General features: G+C 54.0%; 13 protein-coding genes and 7 pseudogenes. 10 read left to right on the top strand and 10 right to left on the bottom strand.

What is annotated here, in order from left to right:
• Positions 1–771 precede the first annotated feature (771 nt).
• Together J3A65_RS10955 and J3A65_RS10960 are read left to right on the top strand one after the other, a co-directional pair.
• Positions 772–1,254, top strand: a pseudogene (locus J3A65_RS10955) (ATP-dependent DNA ligase); the annotation flags it as partial.
• Between the two features lie 220 nt (positions 1,255–1,474).
• A pseudogene (locus tag J3A65_RS10960) lies at positions 1,475–1,585 on the top strand (transposase domain-containing protein); the annotation flags it as partial.
• Between the two features lie 421 nt (positions 1,586–2,006).
• Here J3A65_RS10960 and J3A65_RS10965 read toward each other — a convergent pair.
• On the bottom strand, positions 2,007–2,312 hold the full coding sequence (locus J3A65_RS10965) for a hypothetical protein (RefSeq protein ID WP_209901198.1): 306 nt from the start codon (positions 2,310–2,312) through the stop codon (positions 2,007–2,009).
• A gap of 263 nt (positions 2,313–2,575) precedes the next feature.
• Between J3A65_RS10965 and J3A65_RS10970 the strand changes: the two genes are divergently transcribed.
• From J3A65_RS10970 to J3A65_RS10980, 3 genes are all read left to right on the top strand, one after another.
• Positions 2,576–3,085 carry a GrpB family protein gene (locus J3A65_RS10970; RefSeq protein ID WP_209901200.1) on the top strand — a complete coding sequence of 170 codons (510 nt, stop codon included), beginning with the start codon at positions 2,576–2,578 and terminating at the stop codon, positions 3,083–3,085.
• 99 nt (positions 3,086–3,184) lie between these two features.
• Positions 3,185–3,592: a DUF1801 domain-containing protein gene (locus J3A65_RS10975; protein WP_209901202.1), complete on the top strand. Its 408-nt coding sequence runs from the start codon at positions 3,185–3,187 to the stop codon at positions 3,590–3,592.
• Positions 3,593–3,701: 109 nt separating this feature from the next.
• Positions 3,702–4,256 (top strand): ankyrin repeat domain-containing protein, encoded by a 555-nt coding sequence (locus J3A65_RS10980; RefSeq protein WP_209901204.1) that lies wholly within the window; start codon positions 3,702–3,704, stop codon positions 4,254–4,256.
• A 160-nt stretch (positions 4,257–4,416) separates the two neighbouring features.
• Here the strand turns inward: J3A65_RS10980 and J3A65_RS10985 are convergent.
• A pseudogene (locus J3A65_RS10985) lies at positions 4,417–5,164 on the bottom strand (SDR family oxidoreductase).
• A 378-nt stretch (positions 5,165–5,542) separates the two neighbouring features.
• Here J3A65_RS10985 and J3A65_RS10990 point away from each other — a divergent pair.
• Positions 5,543–6,295: an aminoacyl--tRNA ligase-related protein gene (locus J3A65_RS10990; protein ID WP_209901206.1), complete on the top strand. Its 753-nt coding sequence runs from the start codon at positions 5,543–5,545 to the stop codon at positions 6,293–6,295.
• 932 nt (positions 6,296–7,227) lie between these two features.
• Here J3A65_RS10990 and J3A65_RS10995 read toward each other — a convergent pair.
• Positions 7,228–7,754, bottom strand: a pseudogene (locus J3A65_RS10995) (GNAT family N-acetyltransferase).
• A gap of 168 nt (positions 7,755–7,922) precedes the next feature.
• Between J3A65_RS10995 and J3A65_RS11000 the strand changes: the two are divergent.
• Positions 7,923–8,888: a phosphotransferase gene (locus tag J3A65_RS11000; RefSeq protein WP_209901208.1), complete on the top strand. Its 966-nt coding sequence runs from the start codon at positions 7,923–7,925 to the stop codon at positions 8,886–8,888.
• Positions 8,889–8,933: 45 nt separating this feature from the next.
• Here the strand turns inward: J3A65_RS11000 and J3A65_RS11005 are convergent, their stop codons facing one another.
• From J3A65_RS11005 to J3A65_RS11030, 6 genes and pseudogenes are all read right to left on the bottom strand, one after another.
• Positions 8,934–9,359: a phosphotransferase gene (locus J3A65_RS11005; RefSeq protein WP_209901210.1), complete on the bottom strand. Its 426-nt coding sequence runs from the start codon at positions 9,357–9,359 to the stop codon at positions 8,934–8,936.
• Positions 9,360–10,585: 1,226 nt separating this feature from the next.
• Positions 10,586–11,101 (bottom strand): annotated as a pseudogene (locus tag J3A65_RS11010) (transposase); the annotation flags it as partial.
• A gap of 697 nt (positions 11,102–11,798) precedes the next feature.
• Positions 11,799–12,305, bottom strand: a pseudogene (locus tag J3A65_RS11015) (transposase); the annotation flags it as partial.
• 8 nt (positions 12,306–12,313) lie between these two features.
• The gene (locus J3A65_RS11020; protein ID WP_209901212.1) at positions 12,314–13,138 is read right to left on the bottom strand and encodes an LON peptidase substrate-binding domain-containing protein; all 825 of its coding nucleotides are present in this window, start codon (positions 13,136–13,138) and stop codon (positions 12,314–12,316) included.
• A gap of 232 nt (positions 13,139–13,370) precedes the next feature.
• Entirely contained in the window at positions 13,371–13,904 is a 534-nt protein-coding gene (locus J3A65_RS11025; RefSeq protein WP_209901214.1) for a GNAT family N-acetyltransferase, read from the bottom strand.
• A 1,441-nt stretch (positions 13,905–15,345) separates the two neighbouring features.
• Positions 15,346–15,849, bottom strand: a complete 504-nt coding sequence (locus J3A65_RS11030; RefSeq protein ID WP_209901216.1) for a hypothetical protein — start codon at positions 15,847–15,849, stop codon at positions 15,346–15,348.
• A 95-nt stretch (positions 15,850–15,944) separates the two neighbouring features.
• On the opposite strand from J3A65_RS11030, the pseudogene J3A65_RS11035 reads away from it, so the two are divergent.
• The 3 genes and pseudogenes from J3A65_RS11035 to J3A65_RS11045 form a co-directional block, all read left to right on the top strand.
• Positions 15,945–16,160, top strand: a pseudogene (locus J3A65_RS11035) (ArgP/LysG family DNA-binding transcriptional regulator); the annotation flags it as partial.
• Positions 16,161–16,697: 537 nt separating this feature from the next.
• Positions 16,698–17,306 (top strand): ATP-binding protein, encoded by a 609-nt coding sequence (locus J3A65_RS11040; RefSeq protein ID WP_348635213.1) that lies wholly within the window; start codon positions 16,698–16,700, stop codon positions 17,304–17,306.
• Positions 17,303–18,004, top strand: a complete 702-nt coding sequence (locus J3A65_RS11045) for a hypothetical protein (protein WP_209901218.1) — start codon at positions 17,303–17,305, stop codon at positions 18,002–18,004. The genes J3A65_RS11040 and J3A65_RS11045 overlap by 4 nt, the downstream gene beginning before the upstream one ends.
• Positions 18,005–19,057: 1,053 nt before the next feature.
• Here the strand turns inward: J3A65_RS11045 and J3A65_RS11050 are convergent.
• Positions 19,058–19,303 (bottom strand): hypothetical protein, encoded by a 246-nt coding sequence (locus J3A65_RS11050; protein WP_209903675.1) that lies wholly within the window; start codon positions 19,301–19,303, stop codon positions 19,058–19,060.
• Position 19,304 lies beyond the last annotated feature (1 nt).

Below are 19,304 nucleotides of genomic sequence, written 5' to 3' on the forward strand. Positions count from 1 at the left end.
AGTCCAAGTGAATGGGCTTTGTTGCGGACCGTTTCGAATATCTCGCGGCGTCTCTCAGGCGTCATGTGAACCTCAATGATTCGCTGACGATAGCGACACTCGTTGAAAATGACAGTAACTCACGATTGTACAGGATCGTATCGTTGCCCTTCATGGGGAACGTCTCTCGCCGATGCTTGGGTCTCAGCGGTTAACGCGTGATGAAAGCCCCCTGTCAATACGCGCATCCTATACTGCGATGGGGTGGCAACCTCGGGTGGTGGGTAGGTTTTGTGGAAGCGGGTCCCCTTTCCTCGACGGATGACCGAAACTGACGGCCCGCATCTGACCACGTTGGACTGTTTCGAGCGCTCGCAGGGCTTGAATTCTACACCAGCGATTCTCACATGAACGTAAGAGGAACAGGAGTCCTGCTGTCATGATGACTAGCGTTCGAAAGCCGCCGTCGAAGACCTCCATTCAAGCCTTGTCCGCTATTGCGCGATATCGGCATCAGCGTCGCTCTGGCCGCGTTTGGCTGATCGGCGACCGGCGAGTTTCAACTGCAACCGTCGCTTCGCTCGAACGGGCCGCATTTTTGAAAGAGATCGCGGTCAACGGAAACCCTGTGCTTGTGATCACGGATCAGGGGAAGCAGGTGATCGCTGACGGAGGCAAGGCAGTCTAAGATCGGTCTTCGAGCATTAATTTTCTCTCGCCCTGGAGCGATCCTGTGTCTCGTCGCATTCGCCTTATCGGCACGGCCCAAACGGTCACAGCGCAGCCTCCAAAGCTGATCCGCAAGAACTGCTCGATCATGCCTGTCGCCTCGGGCTAGAGGGCATTGTCGGCAAAGATCGCGATAGTTCTTATCGATCCGGCCTAACCGGTGATTGGGTCAAAATCAAATGTGTCCAATCGGAAGGCTTCTTCGTTCTCGGCTACGAGCCGTCAAGCCCGTCGCCGTTCTCGTCGCTCCTGCTGGCTGCATATCGAAGCGATCAACTAGAGTATGTCGGAAGCGTAGGAACTGGTTTTACGGCCCGCCAGGCGTCAGACCTCCGGTCGTTGATGGATCGCGTGCCTTGGAAAAGGAAAGTGCCTCCTGTGCCCTACGAAGACAAACGTAACGTTGTTTGGATCGCGCCGACGTTGATAGGCGAGATTGAATATCAAGCGTGGACGTCTAACAGGCAATTACAACATGCCTCATTTAAGGGGCTGCGGGAGCGCCACGACAACGCGGAGGTCTACCGCCTCGATAGTGAAAACTGAAAGGCTTGCTGCAAGCGCATTGTGCCTCAATCGATATGGTGCGACGATTGGGTAGGTTCGAAGTCGCATCGATCTCTCGAAACGTGATCTACCGCCGAACCTCTGGCCGATCTGAGAATTGCTGCCGCCTTTTAAATCGGCTGGGAGGTAGGTGCGGAATACTCCGATCAAGCCCCGGCTTCCATCGACGACCGGTAAGCGGTGTTCTCTCCCATATTGTGCGCTGTCGCCTGATCCGGCTTACTTGACCGCCACGCTCACCGCCATCGTCAACGGTCACAGGCAGAACGGGATCGATGAGTTGTTGCCCTGGGAATATTCAGCCGAGTAATTGCACTAGGGCTGCTTTCAATAGAAATCGTCATTGCATCAACCTTAAGTAAACGCAAACTACGCCACACTCCCAGTTTCCGGATGCAATTTGAGGTCGAGGACTGTGGGTGAGTTATTGCAATTCCTTGGTGATGTGCTTGGCAGTATGACGTCCGGCCATCAGTCAAAATCGAGACTCATGCGATGGTTGGAACGAGCTGTCATGGTAATCGTAGCCGCTCTGATCGCGGTGGTGATTTACCGGATGTACTTTTCATGACAGCAGTTGGTGAATCGTTGTCGTCCGGGAGAGGGTCAAATCATCGAGATTAGGAAAGCGAGATTTGATCAAAGCGCCAGCGAGACACCTCTTACGACGACCGAATGGCGCACATCATAATCTCTTTGAACGTCTACATGACGTGACCGACGCAAAAACGTCACTTATCGCGACGGACACTTTTGTCGATGCTAATCTGCTGGGCAATGATGCGATCCACGCGCGTCTGCAACTTCACATCCTGATATATCACCCATAACGCTATTCCGATGAAGAGCAGGCATAGAAGGCGGAAAAACCAGAGTGCTCCGACCGGTCCCAATACTGATACCAGTACATCAGACCGTCGAGACGAGCTTACGTCATCGATCAGGAAAAGCGCTCCTAACGAAACAGCAATGATGACACTGCCGATGAGTCTAAGGTTGTTTATTTTTCTCATTACACCATTGATCACAGCAATCATTGCCTATCCGTAAACATGTCGATGTGGCTTTGAGCAGTCGAGCACTGCTAGTTTCCTTTTAGGTCGTTCTGACAGGTTTAGTTGCTGGCAATACGATAGCAGTCTGCGCGATGTCGCAGGCAGATATGCTCTCTCCGTGAAGACGCCAAATCCGCTCGATGCGCAGTTAAGCCTGCAAGGCTCTCTGCGAGGTCCGCATTTGCGGTCATTGCAACTGAAGCTAGATGCGTTAGCCTAGTGACCACTACGCTGACGGAGGCCACATGGCACTGACAAGCAAAATCTCCGAGTACGATAGGCAGTGGCCCAGCATGTTCGAAGCCGAAAGGGCCCGCCTTGCAGCGGTTTTCGAAGCTAAGGCGGTAGATATTCACCATGTTGGTAGCACGGCAGTTCCCGGCCTTGCCGCAAAACCGGAAATCGACCTTTTGGTGGTCGTCTCTGGTGCCAGTGATGAAGAGAGAGTTGATTGGGAAATGGCGTCGCTGGGATACGTCCGGGGAAAAAACCTCTTGGATGGACACCACTTCTATCGCCGCGATGTTGAGGGTGTCCGAACCCATAAGGTTCATGTCTGCCTGCTGGGGCACTGGCAGATTACCAGAATGCTTCGCTTCCGTGACCTGCTTAGGCAGGATGACGACCTACGGCAAGAGTATCAGAAACTGAAGCTAGAGTTGGAGTCTACGAGTGAAGACGGGATCAAAGCATATCTCGTTCGGAAAGCACCGTTCATAGATGCTGTATTAGGGCCACCTCCGAGCATGCGATGACCTGCTTGGGACATGAGGCGACCTTGGCAGCTTTGCGCCAGAAGCTGCAATTCTCTACGATGGTGGTAGAACTCTTGTCCTCAAACTGGAGGGATTCTAATGGGCGCAGCGAAACTGTTGTCGGGTGGCAACCCACAAATTCCTAAAGGCGAAGGTGATGGTCCGGTTCAGGCATACATCGAAGCAATGCCAGGTTGGAAGCATGGGGTAGGAAGGCAGCTTGACGACCTGATTAGGGCCATCGTTCCCGATGTCCAAAAGGCCGTGAAATGGAATACACCCTTCTACGGTGTCCCTGACAACGGTTGGTTCTTGGCCTTCCACTGTTTCGATAGGTACGTTAAAGTGACCTTCTTCAAGGGTACGTCGCTGTCTCCGCCGCCGCCAGTTGCCTCCAAACAAGATGAGGTCCGCTACGTGCACCTTCACGAAGATGAACCATTCAATGAGAAGTTGCTGAGGAACTGGCTTACTCAAGCAGCTAATTTGCCAGGTGCTAAGCTATAGCCTGAATCAGTCTTTTTGCGCCAATAGCGAACGTTGGGATGAGCGAAAAACCTTTTATCCTTCGTTCCAAAAAGTGCTTCTATTTGAGATTCTTGTCAGGGGAGAAAATATGAAACGCTTGTTGATCAACATACTGGCAGCGCTCGGCATGTCATTTGGTCCGGCTGCGGCAACGGATGCCAATGTGATCAAGACTTTTCATGGAGCCGTTCACAGAGGCGACGTGAAAACGGTCCAGTCTATGCTCGGAAGCGACCCTGCATTAGCAACTTCAATGGATGAATACAACTTTCAGCCCATCCATCTTCTCGACATGTATTTCGACGCGGACATCCTTGATCTCCTTCTCGCAGCAGGAGCCGACATCAGCGCGAAAAACGACGAGGGTGTCACTCTTCTCCACATCGTCACCGATCCCGGTGCGGTCAGCCTACTCGTGCAAAGAGGTGCTGATATCGAAGCCAGAGATGTCAAAGGCTGGACGCCTCTCATCATGCAAGCAAATAATCAGGAAAATGGACCCGACGTAATTGCTGCCCTAATCGCAAACGGCGCGAATCCTAATGCAAAGGGTAGCGCTGGTGAAACCGCGCTTTCCTTTGCTCATCAAGCTGGTGATGAGGAATTTCTAAAGGTTCTGACGGCGGGTGGAGCGACTGAGTGAAAAGCTGCGCCGATGACAAAGCTGACGGTCGAAAGTGGGTGCTTTGTGTCGGCAATGACCGCTTCGGGCCGAAATGCGACCTCGGCTTCGAGCCGAAAAGCGGTCCAGCCCATTTCATGGAGAGGAGCGCCGCATAGCGGCGATCCCCAGGATTTGACGATTATTTGACCGCAGAGTTACCGCCGTCCGCGTAGAGGGCTGAACCATGACAAAGCTCGACATGGAGCTGGCGAGGAAGAGGGCCGCATTCGCGATCTCCTCGAGTTGCGCGATGCGTTTCATTGCATGCAGCCCGGCCGCCCATGCCTTCTGGCCTTCGTCACCAGCCATAGGAGTATCAACCCCGCCTGGGAGTAGAGCGTTCGCCCTGATGCCCTGGCTGCCGTAATCCGCCGTGATACCCTTCACCAAGCCCATCAAGCCCGCTTTGGCAGCGGCATACACCGCCATGCCGGGAAGCCCGACGCTGGTGCCGACGAAGCTCGATGTAAATATGATGCTGCCGCCTCCCTTCTGAAGCATTGCGGGAATTTGAGAGCGGCTCGCAAGAAAGGCTGAGGTCAGGGTCGTTGAGATCGTATCTTGCCATTCCGGCAACTCGACCTCGGCGAGAGGTTTAACAGGACCGACGGACGCCGCGTTGTTGAAGACTATGTTTGAGCCTCCGAAGGACTGATAGGCCTCTGCTACCAGCCTCGCATGCGTCTCCGGCAGGCCAACATCGCCTGAACTGCTACAACTCGTCCTCCCCCAGCATGAATACTACCCAAAACATGATCGAGCGCCGTTCTGTTTCTTCCGTTGATCACAACCGCCGCACCTTCGGCGCTGGACAGCAACGCGGCTGCGCGGCCGATACCTGACGATGCACCCGTGACGATAGCTACCTTGTCTTCAAGCAAACCCATTGGTTGGCCTCCATTGTTGAAAACCGAGCGATACAGGGGCAGTGAAGCTCAACGCCACCCGTTTCCTGCGGAAACAAAGCACCGAGAGCCGCTCGACATGCGTAGGCTGCGGTTGGCCGGTTTGTGCCGACAGCCGACCTGAGGAGCTATGCGCCAACACCTGATGGTTGACCCTCGGGTCTCTCTAGTGCATTAGCTCATCGTATGAGCAACGTGACCACGCAATCGATAGAGAAGGGCCGCATCAAGCGGGTTGCCTTCCTGTGCGTGTTCGGCGGACGAGGTCGTTACGTCCAGTCGTGATGCCGCGCGTCTTCGCGCGACCGATTGGACGTAAAATTCACCTCATTCCTAAATGGCCATCAAGGAGAACAGGCCATGCTCAGCATTCTGAACGTGAACTCGCTCGTGCATTGGGAGGAACGCGAAATCCTCCGCCGCGAAGATTTCATTCGCCATTTTTCCGAGGAAGTTAAATTCTTCCTCCGCTCGGTCAACCCTGCGTGGGATATGCGGCGCATTGAGGCTCCCACTCTCATCCCTCGCAACATGATCTCCGACGCTTACGAGAATGCCGACGTCTGGGTACAAGAGCGGACGACGGAGACGGAAACGGAACTCGTCCTTCGCCCAGAGACGACCCCTTCAACCTACGCCTACATGGCCCACCTGCTCGATAGTCACTCCGGTGCAAAGCTTCCGCTCTGTGTCTGGCAGGCGGGCCGGTCTTACCGTCGGGAACAAGAGCAGACGACTGCGCACATGCGTCTGAAGGAGTTCTGGCAACTGGAATTCCAGGCGGCATTCACGGCGGACACTGGCATGGATTACCACGCTGCTTGCCTGGAGCCCGTCAGAAAGATGATCGGTTCGGTGATTGGTCTTCCGACGCGAATTGTAGAATCTGACCGCCTGCCAAACTACAGTCAGGTGACCATGGACGTCGAGATCGACAATGGCTTCAAGTGGATGGAAGTCTGCTCGATATCGAGGCGGACTGACTTCCCTCGCAAGTTCATCTCCCGCTCGAAGGCAGGCGCGACCCGTGAGCACGACATCTTCGTCTTAGAGATCGCTATTGGCCTTGATCGCTGCCTACACAACTGGGCGATTGCCTCAGAGAGAACTTAGAAGCGCGGTAGACTTTCTGTTGCCTCAGCAAACGGGGCAACAGGGGTGCTTTGACAGCTTAGGCCGAATTCTGACCCACCCCCGAAGTCTAGTATGCTGAGGGCTGCTTTGCGAAGAAAACGCCGTTTTGCCGGGACCATTCAAACGCTGGTACTTCGGCGGTCAGAGGGAATAAATGGAAGGTGAGCATAGCTCTTCTGCGAAGTCGTTTGTGACCCGGGTACTTGATGCAGCAGGTAGCCTGGCTATCGCCCACCTCGTAGGAACGTATGTGAGTTGCCTGATAGTGTGTGCACCGGGTGGTTGGGCTGCTCCCATGGCCGCGTGGGTGCTTACAAGCCTAATGCTAATACCTTTGCTTCTTCTGGTCTCGCCATTCGCTGCCGTATTGCTACTGTTATTGAATCGGTGTCGCGCTAAAAGGAAGAGGACGTTCGCGATAGCTGGGTTGCTCGCTGGTCTTCTGACACTCGCGACGTTCATGTGGGTTGCGCCGACACTCGCAACTGAACTCCACCCCGCGCTGATGATAGTTGCCGCATCGTCGGGTGGAGCAGCGGGAGGTTTCCTCTACCGCCTTACGGCAACCTTACCGAGGTCGCCCAGGCCAGCGACGTCCGCTTAGCGGTAAGAGAACTTTGCCTGCTTTCCGCCAAATGCAGATATGGCTAAGGGAACAAGGCCAGCAGATAAATCATCCGCCAGCCAATAAGGCCCAGACACAGGCCAGCAATTGCTCCGACAAGGGCGAACATAAGCAAGCCAAAAATTCCCGCGATTTCAAGGCCACAGACAGCGCCAAGGGTCAACCCTAGTATGCTGAGCAAGATTGTTACCGTCTGTTGTATCCTGTCCATAAGTAACACGTGGGTGTCGCGATTCATATTTCCAAAGGCTGCAATGGGCCGAAAGGCGAGCCGCGCCAACTGCGGTCATTGCTCGTCGAGTAAGATCGCCATGTTAACGGCGTCAAGAAAACGGCCATCGATAAGGACGCTGCGCTTCTGAACACCTTCCTTGAGGAAGCCAACCCTCTCGTAGAGGGCGATGGCCCTTGTATTGTCAGCATGCACAGACAGTTCGATGCGAATGAAGCCCGAAGCTCGGGCCTGCTTCAACGCTGCTAGCATGAGACGCCTTCCTAGACCTTGGCCCCGGTAGGCTTCGATGATACCCATTCCCAGGCTTCCTCGATGTCTATGTGCCGGAAAGAAGTGGCGGGATATATCACACCAGCCAACAACCTCATCTTCTACGGTAGCGACGAATGCGGGTTTCCTTGCTTGATCATATCTAGGACGAACTTCTGCGTATCTGGAAACGGGAACGCCTCCATCAACGTCAAATATCTCCGCTCCCTGGCCACTAGATCGAGCGCTTTGTGGAAACTCTCGATGTGGTCGGCGGCAGTTGCGGTCACTGCAACAGGCGAAAGGCTTCTTGCCTCTGTAAATTCCATTTGCTTCCCACCAGAACTTTAATCACATCGCAGTATTTTAAGAGTTGCCATACGCATGGCAATGGCCGCTTCGGGCCGATTGCAGTCATGGCTCAGAAGCGCCATTTGCTCTCATAGCCATGATTGTTCTCTATATGATGTCATTTTCGATAGTCTGAACCGATGCAAATGAACAAAGTGATTACAAGTGCGGAAAGCCTCACAACTCAATGGCTGAGCGACATGCTTGGGAAAGAAGTCACCTCTTTGCGAATGAAGATCGAGAGCAGCAATTGGTCAAGCCAAGTGCCGATGATCGTGAAGTTTCGCGACGGGAAGACGGCATCGCTTCGGGTCAAATTATGCCACGGGTCATCATTTGGCCGCTCGGAAGTTGATTATTATACACGCGACTATGTCACAATGGCTGATGCGCCTCTTGTGAAATGCTGGAATGCCGAATTCGACAGCCAGGTCGGCTATCATTTGCTGCTTGATGATCTTGCGGAAACTCATAACAACCGTCGAGACGTGGTGCCCAACCGCACCTACGGTCTTGCCGTAGCAGAAGCGCTGGGTCGCTTGCATAAGCATCACTGGGAGGCTCGTCCTGCCCCTGATCGAAAGGCTGTAAACCGATATTTCCATGAAGTCCGTCCTGGCATTGCCGCGCTAAAGGCCATTTCGGGTCGTGACCTCTACAACGAAGCAACTGCACTGGAGATGCAATTGCGGGATCGCCTATTGGACCGTCGGGGAATGTCCCTCCTTCATGGCGACCTCAATTCGATGAATATCTTGACGCCGAAAGGCAACGACAGCCCAGTCTTCTTCATTGATCGCCAGCCGTTTGATTGGTCTCTGACCTACTCCTTGGCCATACACGATCTTGCCTACTTTCTCGTGCTGTGGTGGCCGGAAGATATTAGAATCGCACACGAAGCAGAGATTGTCCGCTGTTGGCACAAGGAGGTAGACGATTCTTGCTATTCCTGGGCACAAGCTCTGATTGATTGGAAGACTGCCGTGCGCCAATGTTTGCATGTCCCGCTTGAATGGTGTTCTAATCCCGAAACGGCAGAGAAGATGCGCTGGTTGTGGGAATTGCAACTCAGTCGGGTTCTATCTGCCGTGGCGAGTGCCGACCAAATCTAGGGATTGGTAGGCCGATAGGAGTCTTCCGCTTCGCCCCATAAGCGGTCAAAGCATCAAATCCAACCGAGATAGCGTGAGTCGGCATTGTTCACAGAGCGGCTCGTTTTTGCCGCCTCGATAATGGCTCAGCGCGATCACCGTTCCATACAACGCCCAAGCTTTGCCGCGAAGCCATTCGCCCTCACTCAAGCCGAGGACGTTCCTAAATCCTTTTCTGGCAGATGGCTGCACCCACGACCATGCGGTTGCGTAGTCGGCCGCAGGGTCTCCTACGGCAGACAGTCTCCAGTCTATGACCCCAGACAATTTTCCACCAACGGTCAGAAGATTGTCTGCCTTGAGGTCACCATGCAGCCATACGGGTCGGGCGTCATAGCTTTCCGAACGAGCCTCGTTCCAAAGCTCAACAGCCGCCTTTGCGTCGATTTCATCCGAGACGATGTCAATAGCGGGAAGAGTACGTGCCGACATTTCATTGAGAGGAATTCCCTCAAATTGTTGATCGGCCCTGCAATCGGTGCGTCTGCCGTCGATTTCAAATGCAGAGCTTTCAAGAAGCTCGCCAACGAGATTGCGGCCTCTTCGGCGTCTGTGATGTTCTCGGGGGTGGCGATGCTCCGTAATCGGTGTCCTGAGCCCACCTCGTCGGCACGATATAAATCTGCAATCGCTATTTCATGACCCAGCGACAAGGCGTTTGCTGTGTCCTTACTGGGTTTTTCTCATGACACTACTGAACCTTGGCTCATGACGTTGATCGTCGCCCAAAGCGCTGCTTCGTTCCTGCCCCACCATCCGACTGGGCTGCACGCCGCCCTTCTGAGAATGATGGTAGATCACGTCGGGGCATGAACGTTGAGAACAGGCAAGCGAATAGCGACACTAGCAAAAAAAGCGAACTCACCGGGAGTACGAAAAAGCCTCCCAACAACACCGCGTAGAACGACGCGACGAGCAAGATGCCGTAAAAAGCTCCGTGCGATGAACCCTCACCAAATGGATTTGTGATTAGGGATGGCAACATCAATGCGATGAGCAACACAGTAACCAACGCCGAGTAGCGCAAGAGCCTTCGTTGGGCAGCTATGCCCGTATTTCGGCTTACTGCAAAGCCCAGCCCTATACAAACCACTGAAATCACAATGATCGCCAAACCGGGAGAAGACGTAGCCTTCAAAAACGCATGGTTCAAATTGCAGCTCCTTTGCTGTGGAGGGAGAAGTATTCGGTTAGCGCTGCTTGCCGCACTTCAACTGATCCCGGGTGCAGTTTTTGCAGGACCTTCAATGCTCGACAAGTGACAATATGCAAGGGTTCGGGCTTGAAGACAGTCTAGAGGCCTCTGGGCGATACGAGAGCTGAGCCTATCTCAAATGAGCTTCTTAGAGGCTTGCGGAGGAGCCGTCGTAGGATAGTCCACGGACGCAAAACAGTGGTCGCCAGAACCACGAGAATAACGGTATAAACAGGCACCGTAGCCAGCGCTGCAGACAGCAATGATTCAAAAAATCCTGCGATGCCGACCCACAGTAGAAAAGCACGCGGGCCAGCGACACTGTTGTAGGCGAACAAATACATCATCTCAATGATACCATTAACAACCGTTCGCAACATGCATTGTCCCCAGAAACCCAGGCAATATGACATCGGCCGGTTAGTGACAGGTGAAGGGGAATATTAAGATTGTCCGTCCGCTTTCAGTGAGCGGAAGTGTTTACCGCCGTGCTGTTGTGGTTCCAAGGCAGGAGTTCAACGATCCGGCTCTGCTTGTGGCCGCTGACGATGGCGGTGAGTGTCGTCGTCAGGTAGGCCTGCGGATCGACGGCATTGAGCTTGCAGGTCTCGACGAGCGAAGCGATAATCGCCCAGTTCTCTGCTCCGGCATCATGCCCCGCAAAAAGTGCGTTCTTGCGATTGAGGGCAATCGGCCTGATGGTCCGCTCGACGCTGTTGTTGTCGATCTCGATGCGCCCGTCAGCCAGGAAAAGCTGGAGACCATCCCAGTATTTGACAATGTAGGCCAAAGCCTCGCCGAGCGGGGACTTTGTACCCACGCGGGCGCGGTGATGGATGAGCCACGCCTGCATGTCGGTGACGAGTGGCGCTGACCGCTCCTGCCGTCCTGCGAGGCGAGCCTCCGGATCAAGGCCGCGCAATTCGCCCTCGATCCGATACAGCTCGCTAATCCTTTTGACGCCCTCCTCGGCAATCGGTGTAATCGACGTGCTGCTCCCACCCAGGGGACTCGCAGTCAGTACGAGATGCCTAAGAGCGCTGGCGCTTCCGTAGGCCAACGCAGCCGGGCCCCTAGCATACGCGGTTAGAGACGAAGTTCCCAGTTCTCTGCGCCTCCTCTGACGCTTCTATCGCTCGACATCGCGGCCGAGAGGATGCAGTTCTCGACGTCGTCGTCTCCAATTTTCTTGAGGTAGCCGACCAATTCAAGGAAGTCTTTATCTGGGAGGCTAGTCAAAAGCTCCGGATGATTGGTTATGATCCATTTCTGAATCTGTGCGCTAAAGCTGTCTCTGGCTGCTCCCGCCATCCGAAGGTCAACAACTTTCACGTAGAATGGCGCAATAACAGCTTTGGTAAATCGCGTGCCAGTAGCGCTCTTGGCGCTATCTGGGACGCATTGGAATTGCAGATTCCAACCTCTGCAGGGTCGTCTGCGGATCATCACGATAGTTTGCCAGTATCCGCCTATTGTCCGCTACATTGGGGACTTTGATCGTGGCGATCAAGCCACCTGCTACCATCACTGTTGCGACGAGGATAAATAGAACGCGCATATTGCCCCCTGGTTGACCAAAGATAAGTGGGAGAGGGTCAAACAATCATATATCGGCTGCGTGCAATTTTAACTGAATGCGCTTTTGCGTAGAGACATTCGCTTGCGCTTTCGGGCGGTCATGAATGACGCTGGCTGGATAGAATCGGATAAGCCCAAGGGAGCAGCTCATCGATCCGGTTCTGCTTGTGGCCGTTGACGATGGCAGTAAGCGTTGCGGTCAGATAGGCCTGCGGATCGACGTCATTGACCTTGCAAGTTTAGACCGGTTGCCCAGTTCTCGGCTCCGGTATCGTGGCCCGCAAAAAGCGCGTTCTTGCGATTGAAGGCTATGGACCGGATGGTCGCTCGACGCTGTTGTTGTCGATCTCGATGCAACCGTCGGCCAGGAATAGCTGCGGGCCATCCGAGTATTTGGCGATGTAGGCCAAAACCTCGCCGACCGGGGACTTTGTACCCACGCGGGCGCGGTGATTGATGAGCCACGCCTGCATGTCGGTGACGAGTGTCGCTGACCGCCCCTGCCGTGCGGCGAGGCGAGCCTCCGGATCAAGACCGCGCAGTTCGTCCTTGATGCGGTACAGTTCTCCGATCCAATTGACGTCGTCCTCGGCAATGGGTGCTGAGATGGAATTTAGGCAGCGGCTTTCGGTCGACCAGCTCTCATCACATCGATGAGTCTTTCGAGACGCGTCACCACGTCATTAGCTTCCAAGAGCTGCTGCTTCACTTCGATACTGTTCGATAGCAACGGAGCGATTGTGTCGGCTAGTAAGCTCGGATTGCCGATAGATGGCAGACTAAAACGGGCCTTTGGTCCTGGTGGGAGCGCGAAAAAATCAACCTCGGCATAGGTCTGATAGCTGTTAAGAACCGCACTTGAAAGTGCAGCCGCCTCCTTCGAATCGCCACGCTGTTCTTCAATCGGCGCAATCTCAGCCGCCAAGTACTTCTCATCGATCAGTCGGCTCAGTCTTGCCCGCTGTAATCCCCGCACGGTAACCTTGAGAGTTCCATCCACCTGGGTTTGACGGTCTACCACGTTTGCTATCACGCCTACCGGATGAAAGGCTTCAAGTGTGTCGGGATAAGCCTCTCCGCCATGTCTTTGGGCAACGATAAGGATACGCTGATCGTCGGTGAGTGCGCGTTCCACAGCTTGGCGAGATTTCTCGCGTGCCACGAAAATCCGCGAGATCATATGCGGGAACAAGACAAGATCGCGCATAGGAACTAAGGGGATGCGTGCTCCGGGCGGAGGTGAGGCGGTGTCTTCCACAGAACACGCAGGCAAATGGGACGCTTGGTTGGTCCTTGCAGTCAATACGTTCCAGTCACGAAAGCCGAAAATATGAGCAACAAGTTCTTGGCTCTCACTGGTGGTCAAGACGACAGATTTGACGTGAAGAGCGGCACGTAACGTTTTCGCCATGGCTTTGGCATCGCGGAAATCGCGCATGTAATGATCCTTTGCATGAGACGAACGGATATGGTCAGGAGCTTGCGTTGCTGACCCGTTCGTCCGGGCAAAGTGAGCCATGGGTGACCCGATACATTCACCATACCCCAGGGGCGCAAGCAGCAGGCTGTATCTACCTAGCCCAATTGTGCGCAGAAGGTCCGTTTCTTGTCAATCTTAGGCTGAAGGTTCGCTTCGTGCCAAAGCCGCCGAGCCGTCACAGGGGCTCGGTTCACAAGCGGTCATTTTGCCACCCGAGATCGGTGGCGAGAACGATATTCGGCACCTGGATGCCTTCAAACTCGAACAAGAAGTCACCAGCTTGACGGAAGCCGTGGGTCTCGTAGAAGACCAGCGCATCTCGGTTGGCGTGATGTACGGTAAGGTACATGCTTCGGTGTTCTGGCTCTGCTGCCACGTTCATCGCCTTGCGTAGAAGTTCCCTTCCTATACCCTGTCGCTTGTGATGCCGACGCACATACAGCGTCGCCACCTCTACCGTCCCGTACCGCACATCGAGCGCCGTCGGTTCTGTGATGAGCTTCAGATACCCTTTAACGAAGGTTCCATCGGTGTAAACGAAGATATGGATGCTTTCGTCCCGCAACGCTTCACTGAAAGCTTGAGGCGAATACTCGTCAAGCAAATGCGCCGCAAAGTGCAACGAGACACCTTCCGTGGCATAGGTGTCCAACCACACCTCTATGGCCAGAACCGACAGTATCCCCGCATCTTCAACATCGGCTTTTCGAATGGCCGGGTGCATCCCTCATCCCCTTGGTCTGCTGTTGCACAAGGAAGGGTCGAGGGCAGCCGCCTCGCGATCTGCAGTCGCAAAGCATTCTCCCCGATCCTGTCCAACGCCACACTCATGGTTGGCTCCCCTAATCCGGACAGCGACATACGAACCGGTAAAATCAATCACGCAACGTGCCGAAGGCAGAGTGAGAACTGAAACCGGCAGAGCCATCGATGATGGCATGGGGTGTAGAGGACTTCAATGAACGGTGCCCCCTATCGCATAGATGTTGACGGGCACGCTTGCTTAGCATCAAGCCTGCGCAGTCCAATCACGGATGGCTTCGATTGCGTTGGACGCTCACTCTCGGGTGAATTTCGGCCGCCATCCCCTCGCCGCTCCATAGCTGAGAAACGACGATGCCGTTCTTAGTTGCTCGTGCAGAAAGGACGCATCAGCAATAACTTCACGTAAGGCTGCTACGGCATCGCCGTGGTGCGCAGCGAGGATCACTTCTACCAGATCGGTCTCTATCTCATCAGGCGCGTTGGCTTGGGTAGTGTGTATCATCTTCGAACCTGACGTGAGTTGATTTTGTTCGTGCTATGTTCTCACCTCTCCAGTGAGAAGAGTCAACGCTATCGAAAACCGAATTCACATCAGAAGCGGAGCTGAACCGCCCTCGTCACCCCAACTGACGACAGGGATTTCATGTGCGTACTTCGCGGCTCGGGTACGCCATCGCCAGTGCGATCTCCCTCGCAGAATGACCGAGGGTGTTTGATTACACTGCATGCTTTGGCGGTCGCGTAGTTGCCAATCAGGCCATCAGGGTTTTTGCGCTGGTTCGCATGGCCAGATTCTCGCTGCTTGTGAGCTGCCTTCAGTATACGGCTCCAACAACATGCGGCAGGTTGCGATTTGTCGGAGTAGCCAAAGCATGGAACCAGCCATCGACATCCGAGTTCATCGCATTGGACGGCTGCGCTACCGGCGACATCGAGCGCTAGGCCAAAGCCTTCCGGCTCATTGGGCGGCGCACTCAATACTCTGTGGTTGGAAGTATCGGCGGCAGCCGACTCGCACTGCCACGAGAACTCGCTTACGCAGTGAGACTTGGCGGTGTTCCAGAAGCAGTTTTCTTCAAAAGCTCGCACAACACAGCGAACCGTCGGTCAGCTTTTGCTAACACGCTTGCGTCCGCAATCGGTAGTTCGATCACGCCGTGAAGCGAACGAGCGAGATTTCGAGCCGCCTTCCGCAATGCCGGAGAAGCCAAAGTTCCGGCCTCCCCGATCTCCGAAGCAATTGCATACATCTGCCTATGGCTTTTTGCTTCAAAAGCTGCTGCGAGCCATAATCTCAAGTGATCGTTGGTCATAAGCGATTGAACGCACCAATTCGAGATTGGTCGCAATAGTTGCAATACGTAGTCAACCTCACGTTAACCAATATATCGAACGCTCATCTACGAGACGACTGCTACCATGGAAGTTACGGCAATTATAAGCGCGGTTACCCAGACCATCGCCGTTGACAGCCCCACCAACGCAAGCAATGCACTTGCAAATACAACACCGACCGCCTTGGAAGCCCGCAGGAGCGCGAAGATTTCCGGTCGTCGTTCAGGAGGGGCAAGAGCGTCCAGAGCCAGTGAGCAGTAGGTGCCAAGAGGCGTGAGCACTGCACCTACGAGCACCGTTCCAGCAATGGTTACCGCCATCGAATGATTAGCTGCTGCGAGCCCTGACCCGAAGGCCATCACGGCGAGCTGAACCAGCACGACCTTTCGCGAAGGCATGCGATTTCGGACGCTTATCCAGATGCCTCCGGCGACGGACGCGATGCAGAGCGGCACGGTGAACAGGATGGCGAGAGCGGGTTCGTAACCAAAGTTCAGTGCCAGCGCGACGGCTCCGATTTCAATGACGGCAACCGTTGCGCCACCTCCTGCAGCACAGGCGAACCACATAAGCACTGCGGGGGTAGAAACTCTCCCTCTGAATGTCGGAGGTTCATCTACACGGTGCACACCGGTCCATGGGACAAAGAACGCAGGCAATGACCCTCGACGCCACGCTGATGGGCATGGCGTGGGGGATGAACCCGGCCATCCTCGCCAGAGACCACTTGTCAGCTGGTCGCCTTGTAGAGCTGATCCCAGATACTTCTCTCGATATTCCCTTATATTGGCACATCAACCGGTTGGCGGCGGATCGTCTGGGTATGTTGACATCGACAATCGTGGATGTCGCCAGGCGCTCTCTTCCTCAGCCGGAATGACCGGTCATGGCTATCTCAAGCTGCGGGTTCCGGGGGATCAAATTGATACCGCCTTGGCACTAAAGCATCGTCTTATATAGTCGCCCTATTTGGTCACAGACACCCCGTGCCGCCCCTCGCCTAACCGCGAGCCAGCCAGTGCAACCGGCAGCATTAACCGGCACGCTGAGTTGCCCTATCTGCGGTTCTCGTATGCGTTATCGGACCGCACGACGCGGCGCTTGGGCTGGACGGCCTTTATGGGATGCTTGCGATTTCCTTCGTGTCGAGGAACTCGAAACATCTATCCGATATCGCTAAAGCCAAGGCGACCCCAGAGACGGGCTACTTTCTTGCAGCATTGGAAAAGGCTTTGAGGCCGGTTGGCGTCAATATGAGGTCCCTATTCCGCATGTGATGGGTTATGGTTTCGCCGCGTGGCGATTCAACGTAGGGGCAATTGGTGAAGATCGTCTCATCGAGTTCGGCGGCAAAGATTGCGATAGCGAATGACTGCGGCCTTTCACACCTTTAGAAAGTCAACATTGCGAGTAGCGCGTGACCACGGAAGAACTTGAGGAACTGTTACAAGGTGCGCAGGAAAGCGATAGCCTCGAGTTCAAAAGGGCAATGTGTTGGGACGTCGGATTTATCAAAGACATCCTAGCAATGGCTAACGTCCAAGATGGCGGTCGCATTGTCGTAGGTATCGAGGATGAGTCTCTAGTCCGCCAAGGCCTGAGCGATGAGGAACTAGCTAGCTTTGTTCCCGACATAATGATGGATAGAGTCGCTGTTTTTGCAGACCCTCACGTTTCCTTCACCGTCGAAAAGGTGGCCGACTATGTACAGCTTTGGTTCGTCGTAATCACTGTCGGGCCCTTCGAAAGGACACCTGTGATTTGCTCGAAAGACGGTGGCAACAAAAACGAATTGCAACGCGGAGTGGTTTACTATCGAAGTAAAACTGGACGGCCCCAAAGTTCCCGCGTTAACAATGCAAACGACATGCGCGACATCATCGAACGGGCAGCTATTCAGACGATGCGTCACTTCCAAAGTCTGGGCCTCGAAGCGAAAGCGGAGGAAACCGCTGCGCCTGATGCCCCGAAGGGTATTGCCGCCAAAATGGCCGAGTATTTCGATAAGGAGCTTGGTGGCCTATGATGAGTGACTCCCTGCTTGAAAAAATTAGAGCTGTGGGTTTCTTCCGCGTGGTAATCCGTCCCACAGTGCTCCCCGAGGAGTTGAGCATGGTAGACGCGCGTGAGATGGTAAAAAAAGGAAGTGTTTCGCTTCGGGGATGGGATTATCCACATATCGCGGCACGAAACGATGAACATGGCGGGTCTGAATACACATCTGAGTTTGCTCAGGATTGGTGTGATTTGTATCACCACGTCGAATTCTGGCGCATGTATCAAAGCGGCCAGTTCCTGCACTACAAAGCGCTTCGTGAAGACCTTAGCAAAGACGGGAATGTTCCCGAAGGCCGCGTCCTTGGGGTCGGTAGCTTTATGTATACCGTCACTGAAATCACCGAGTTCACCCATCGGCTGAGGGCGGCTGGGCTATACAAAGAGGGTGCGACCCTAACAATCTCTCTCTATAACTGCCTGGGACGAAGACTATGGGTCGAGGACCCAAATCGACTAGATTTTACGTCGCCGATGGTCACCCAATCCGACACTATTACAGTTGAGAGGTCATTGCGGACATCCGAGCTGTTGCTTGGCGACCCAAAGGAAATTTCCCGGCCTATTATTCGGGAATTCCTCGCGGCTTTTGGATGGAATCCGTCACAAGACCTCATCACGTCAACACAGTCAGAATTGTATAGCCTAAAACTGGGGCGCGACAGGTGACGCTTTCGGTGGACGCGCTCCAGTGTCTGGCCCGATTGCGGCGACCGCAAGGAGGCTATCCGCAACACCAGCAGCCAAACCGGCCGCCATAACTGCGATTCTCACATGAACATACGAGGAACAGGAGCCTTGCTGTCATGATGACTAGCGTTCGGAAATCGCCATCGAAAACCTCCATTGAAGCCTTGTGCGCTATCGCGCGATATCGCCGTCAGCGCCGCTCCGGCCGCGTTTGGCTGATTGGCGACCGGCGCGTTTCGACTGCAACGGTTGCATCTCTCTAACGGAGCGCATTTCTGAGAGAGATAGCGGTAAACGGCAGCCCGGTGCTTGTTCTCACGGATCAGGGCAGGCAGGTGATTTCGGGCGGCCGTTAAGGCAGTTCCTCTCTGCTTCTTTTCAAGCCGGAGGATGGATGCACAACACTGGATCGTGTGAAGGCGACGCTCCTCAACCTGGCCGAACGACTACCTGGAACACGGACGGATGGTGATGGTCCGCTAGCTCAACCAATTATTGACCAGAATTATTTTCTCTGAAATTGCCGTTTTGCAGAAAAATTAACTCCCTTGGAGGTCCGCTTAACGCCTTTTTTTGCTGCGCCGTGAAAGCCCTCGTTATTGAAAGTACAGCCTTTTTTACTGCCAAAAGTCACCAAAAAAAGCGCCTGGGACAGAATCACCTAAATCTATAATGAATGCGATAATCATTCGAAGAAAGATCAAAGAGGATGCTCGACATAGAACGCGCGTTTTACACGGTGAATACTTTCAAGGAAATTCATTAAAAAATGACATTTCCTTAGTTTATAAAAACCTCTCAAGGAAATATGCCATTTATTACACATCCTAAATGCAAACAACCCCACGGAAGCAATAGTAAGAATGATATTCTAAACTTTGATCTACGCACCTAGCGTTGATTTACATCATTACGTTATTATGGAATTCTCGGTGTGAACCAAGGAGAGCTAGATCATGACGGAAAACCATGCAAACCTCGACAGTGAGCGAAACGCACTTTGCGACGCTGGCGGCAGAAATCTAACGTCGTTTATGCGAGCCGAAGCAGAGCCTGATATTCCGGAAAATGATAAGAGCTGATTGGCCCGAAACCGAAGCATTCAGCGAACATATCCGGTCGCAAATGAGAACAAGCACCTAAGCGGCCCCGGAAATTGAGCGCTTTCATTCGCTCGGCAATGTAATCCATCTTCCACAAATTCCGAAAGAGTTGCTGCGCCATGGCCACGCTCCACTGGGTTAACCCAAGGACGCGATCTCCTTTCTTGAGGAGCATT

This window comes from Rhizobium sp. PvP014 (assembly GCF_017876855.1).
Taxonomy (GTDB): domain Bacteria; phylum Pseudomonadota; class Alphaproteobacteria; order Rhizobiales; family Rhizobiaceae; genus Neorhizobium; species Neorhizobium soli.

What these genes read in the sequence shown, in the direction of transcription:
- J3A65_RS11030 (WP_209901216.1), bottom strand. Translation starts at nt 15,849, where the DNA reads ATGTGGTTCGCCTGTGCTGCAGGAGGTGGCGCAACGGTTGCCGTCATT.
- J3A65_RS11005 (WP_209901210.1), bottom strand. Translation starts at nt 9,359, where the DNA reads ATGTCGGCACGTACTCTTCCCGCTATTGACATCGTCTCGGATGAAATC.
- J3A65_RS11000 (WP_209901208.1), top strand. Translation starts at nt 7,923, where the DNA reads ATGAACAAAGTGATTACAAGTGCGGAAAGCCTCACAACTCAATGGCTG.
- J3A65_RS11050 (WP_209903675.1), bottom strand. Translation starts at nt 19,303, where the DNA reads ATGCTCCTCAAGAAAGGAGATCGCGTCCTTGGGTTAACCCAGTGGAGC.
- J3A65_RS11025 (WP_209901214.1), bottom strand. Translation starts at nt 13,904, where the DNA reads ATGCACCCGGCCATTCGAAAAGCCGATGTTGAAGATGCGGGGATACTG.
- J3A65_RS10965 (WP_209901198.1), bottom strand. Translation starts at nt 2,312, where the DNA reads ATGATTGCTGTGATCAATGGTGTAATGAGAAAAATAAACAACCTTAGA.
- J3A65_RS10980 (WP_209901204.1), top strand. Translation starts at nt 3,702, where the DNA reads ATGAAACGCTTGTTGATCAACATACTGGCAGCGCTCGGCATGTCATTT.
- J3A65_RS11045 (WP_209901218.1), top strand. Translation starts at nt 17,303, where the DNA reads ATGATGAGTGACTCCCTGCTTGAAAAAATTAGAGCTGTGGGTTTCTTC.
- J3A65_RS11020 (WP_209901212.1), bottom strand. Translation starts at nt 13,138, where the DNA reads ATGCGCGATTTCCGCGATGCCAAAGCCATGGCGAAAACGTTACGTGCC.
- J3A65_RS10990 (WP_209901206.1), top strand. Translation starts at nt 5,543, where the DNA reads ATGCTCAGCATTCTGAACGTGAACTCGCTCGTGCATTGGGAGGAACGC.
- J3A65_RS10970 (WP_209901200.1), top strand. Translation starts at nt 2,576, where the DNA reads ATGGCACTGACAAGCAAAATCTCCGAGTACGATAGGCAGTGGCCCAGC.
- J3A65_RS10975 (WP_209901202.1), top strand. Translation starts at nt 3,185, where the DNA reads ATGGGCGCAGCGAAACTGTTGTCGGGTGGCAACCCACAAATTCCTAAA.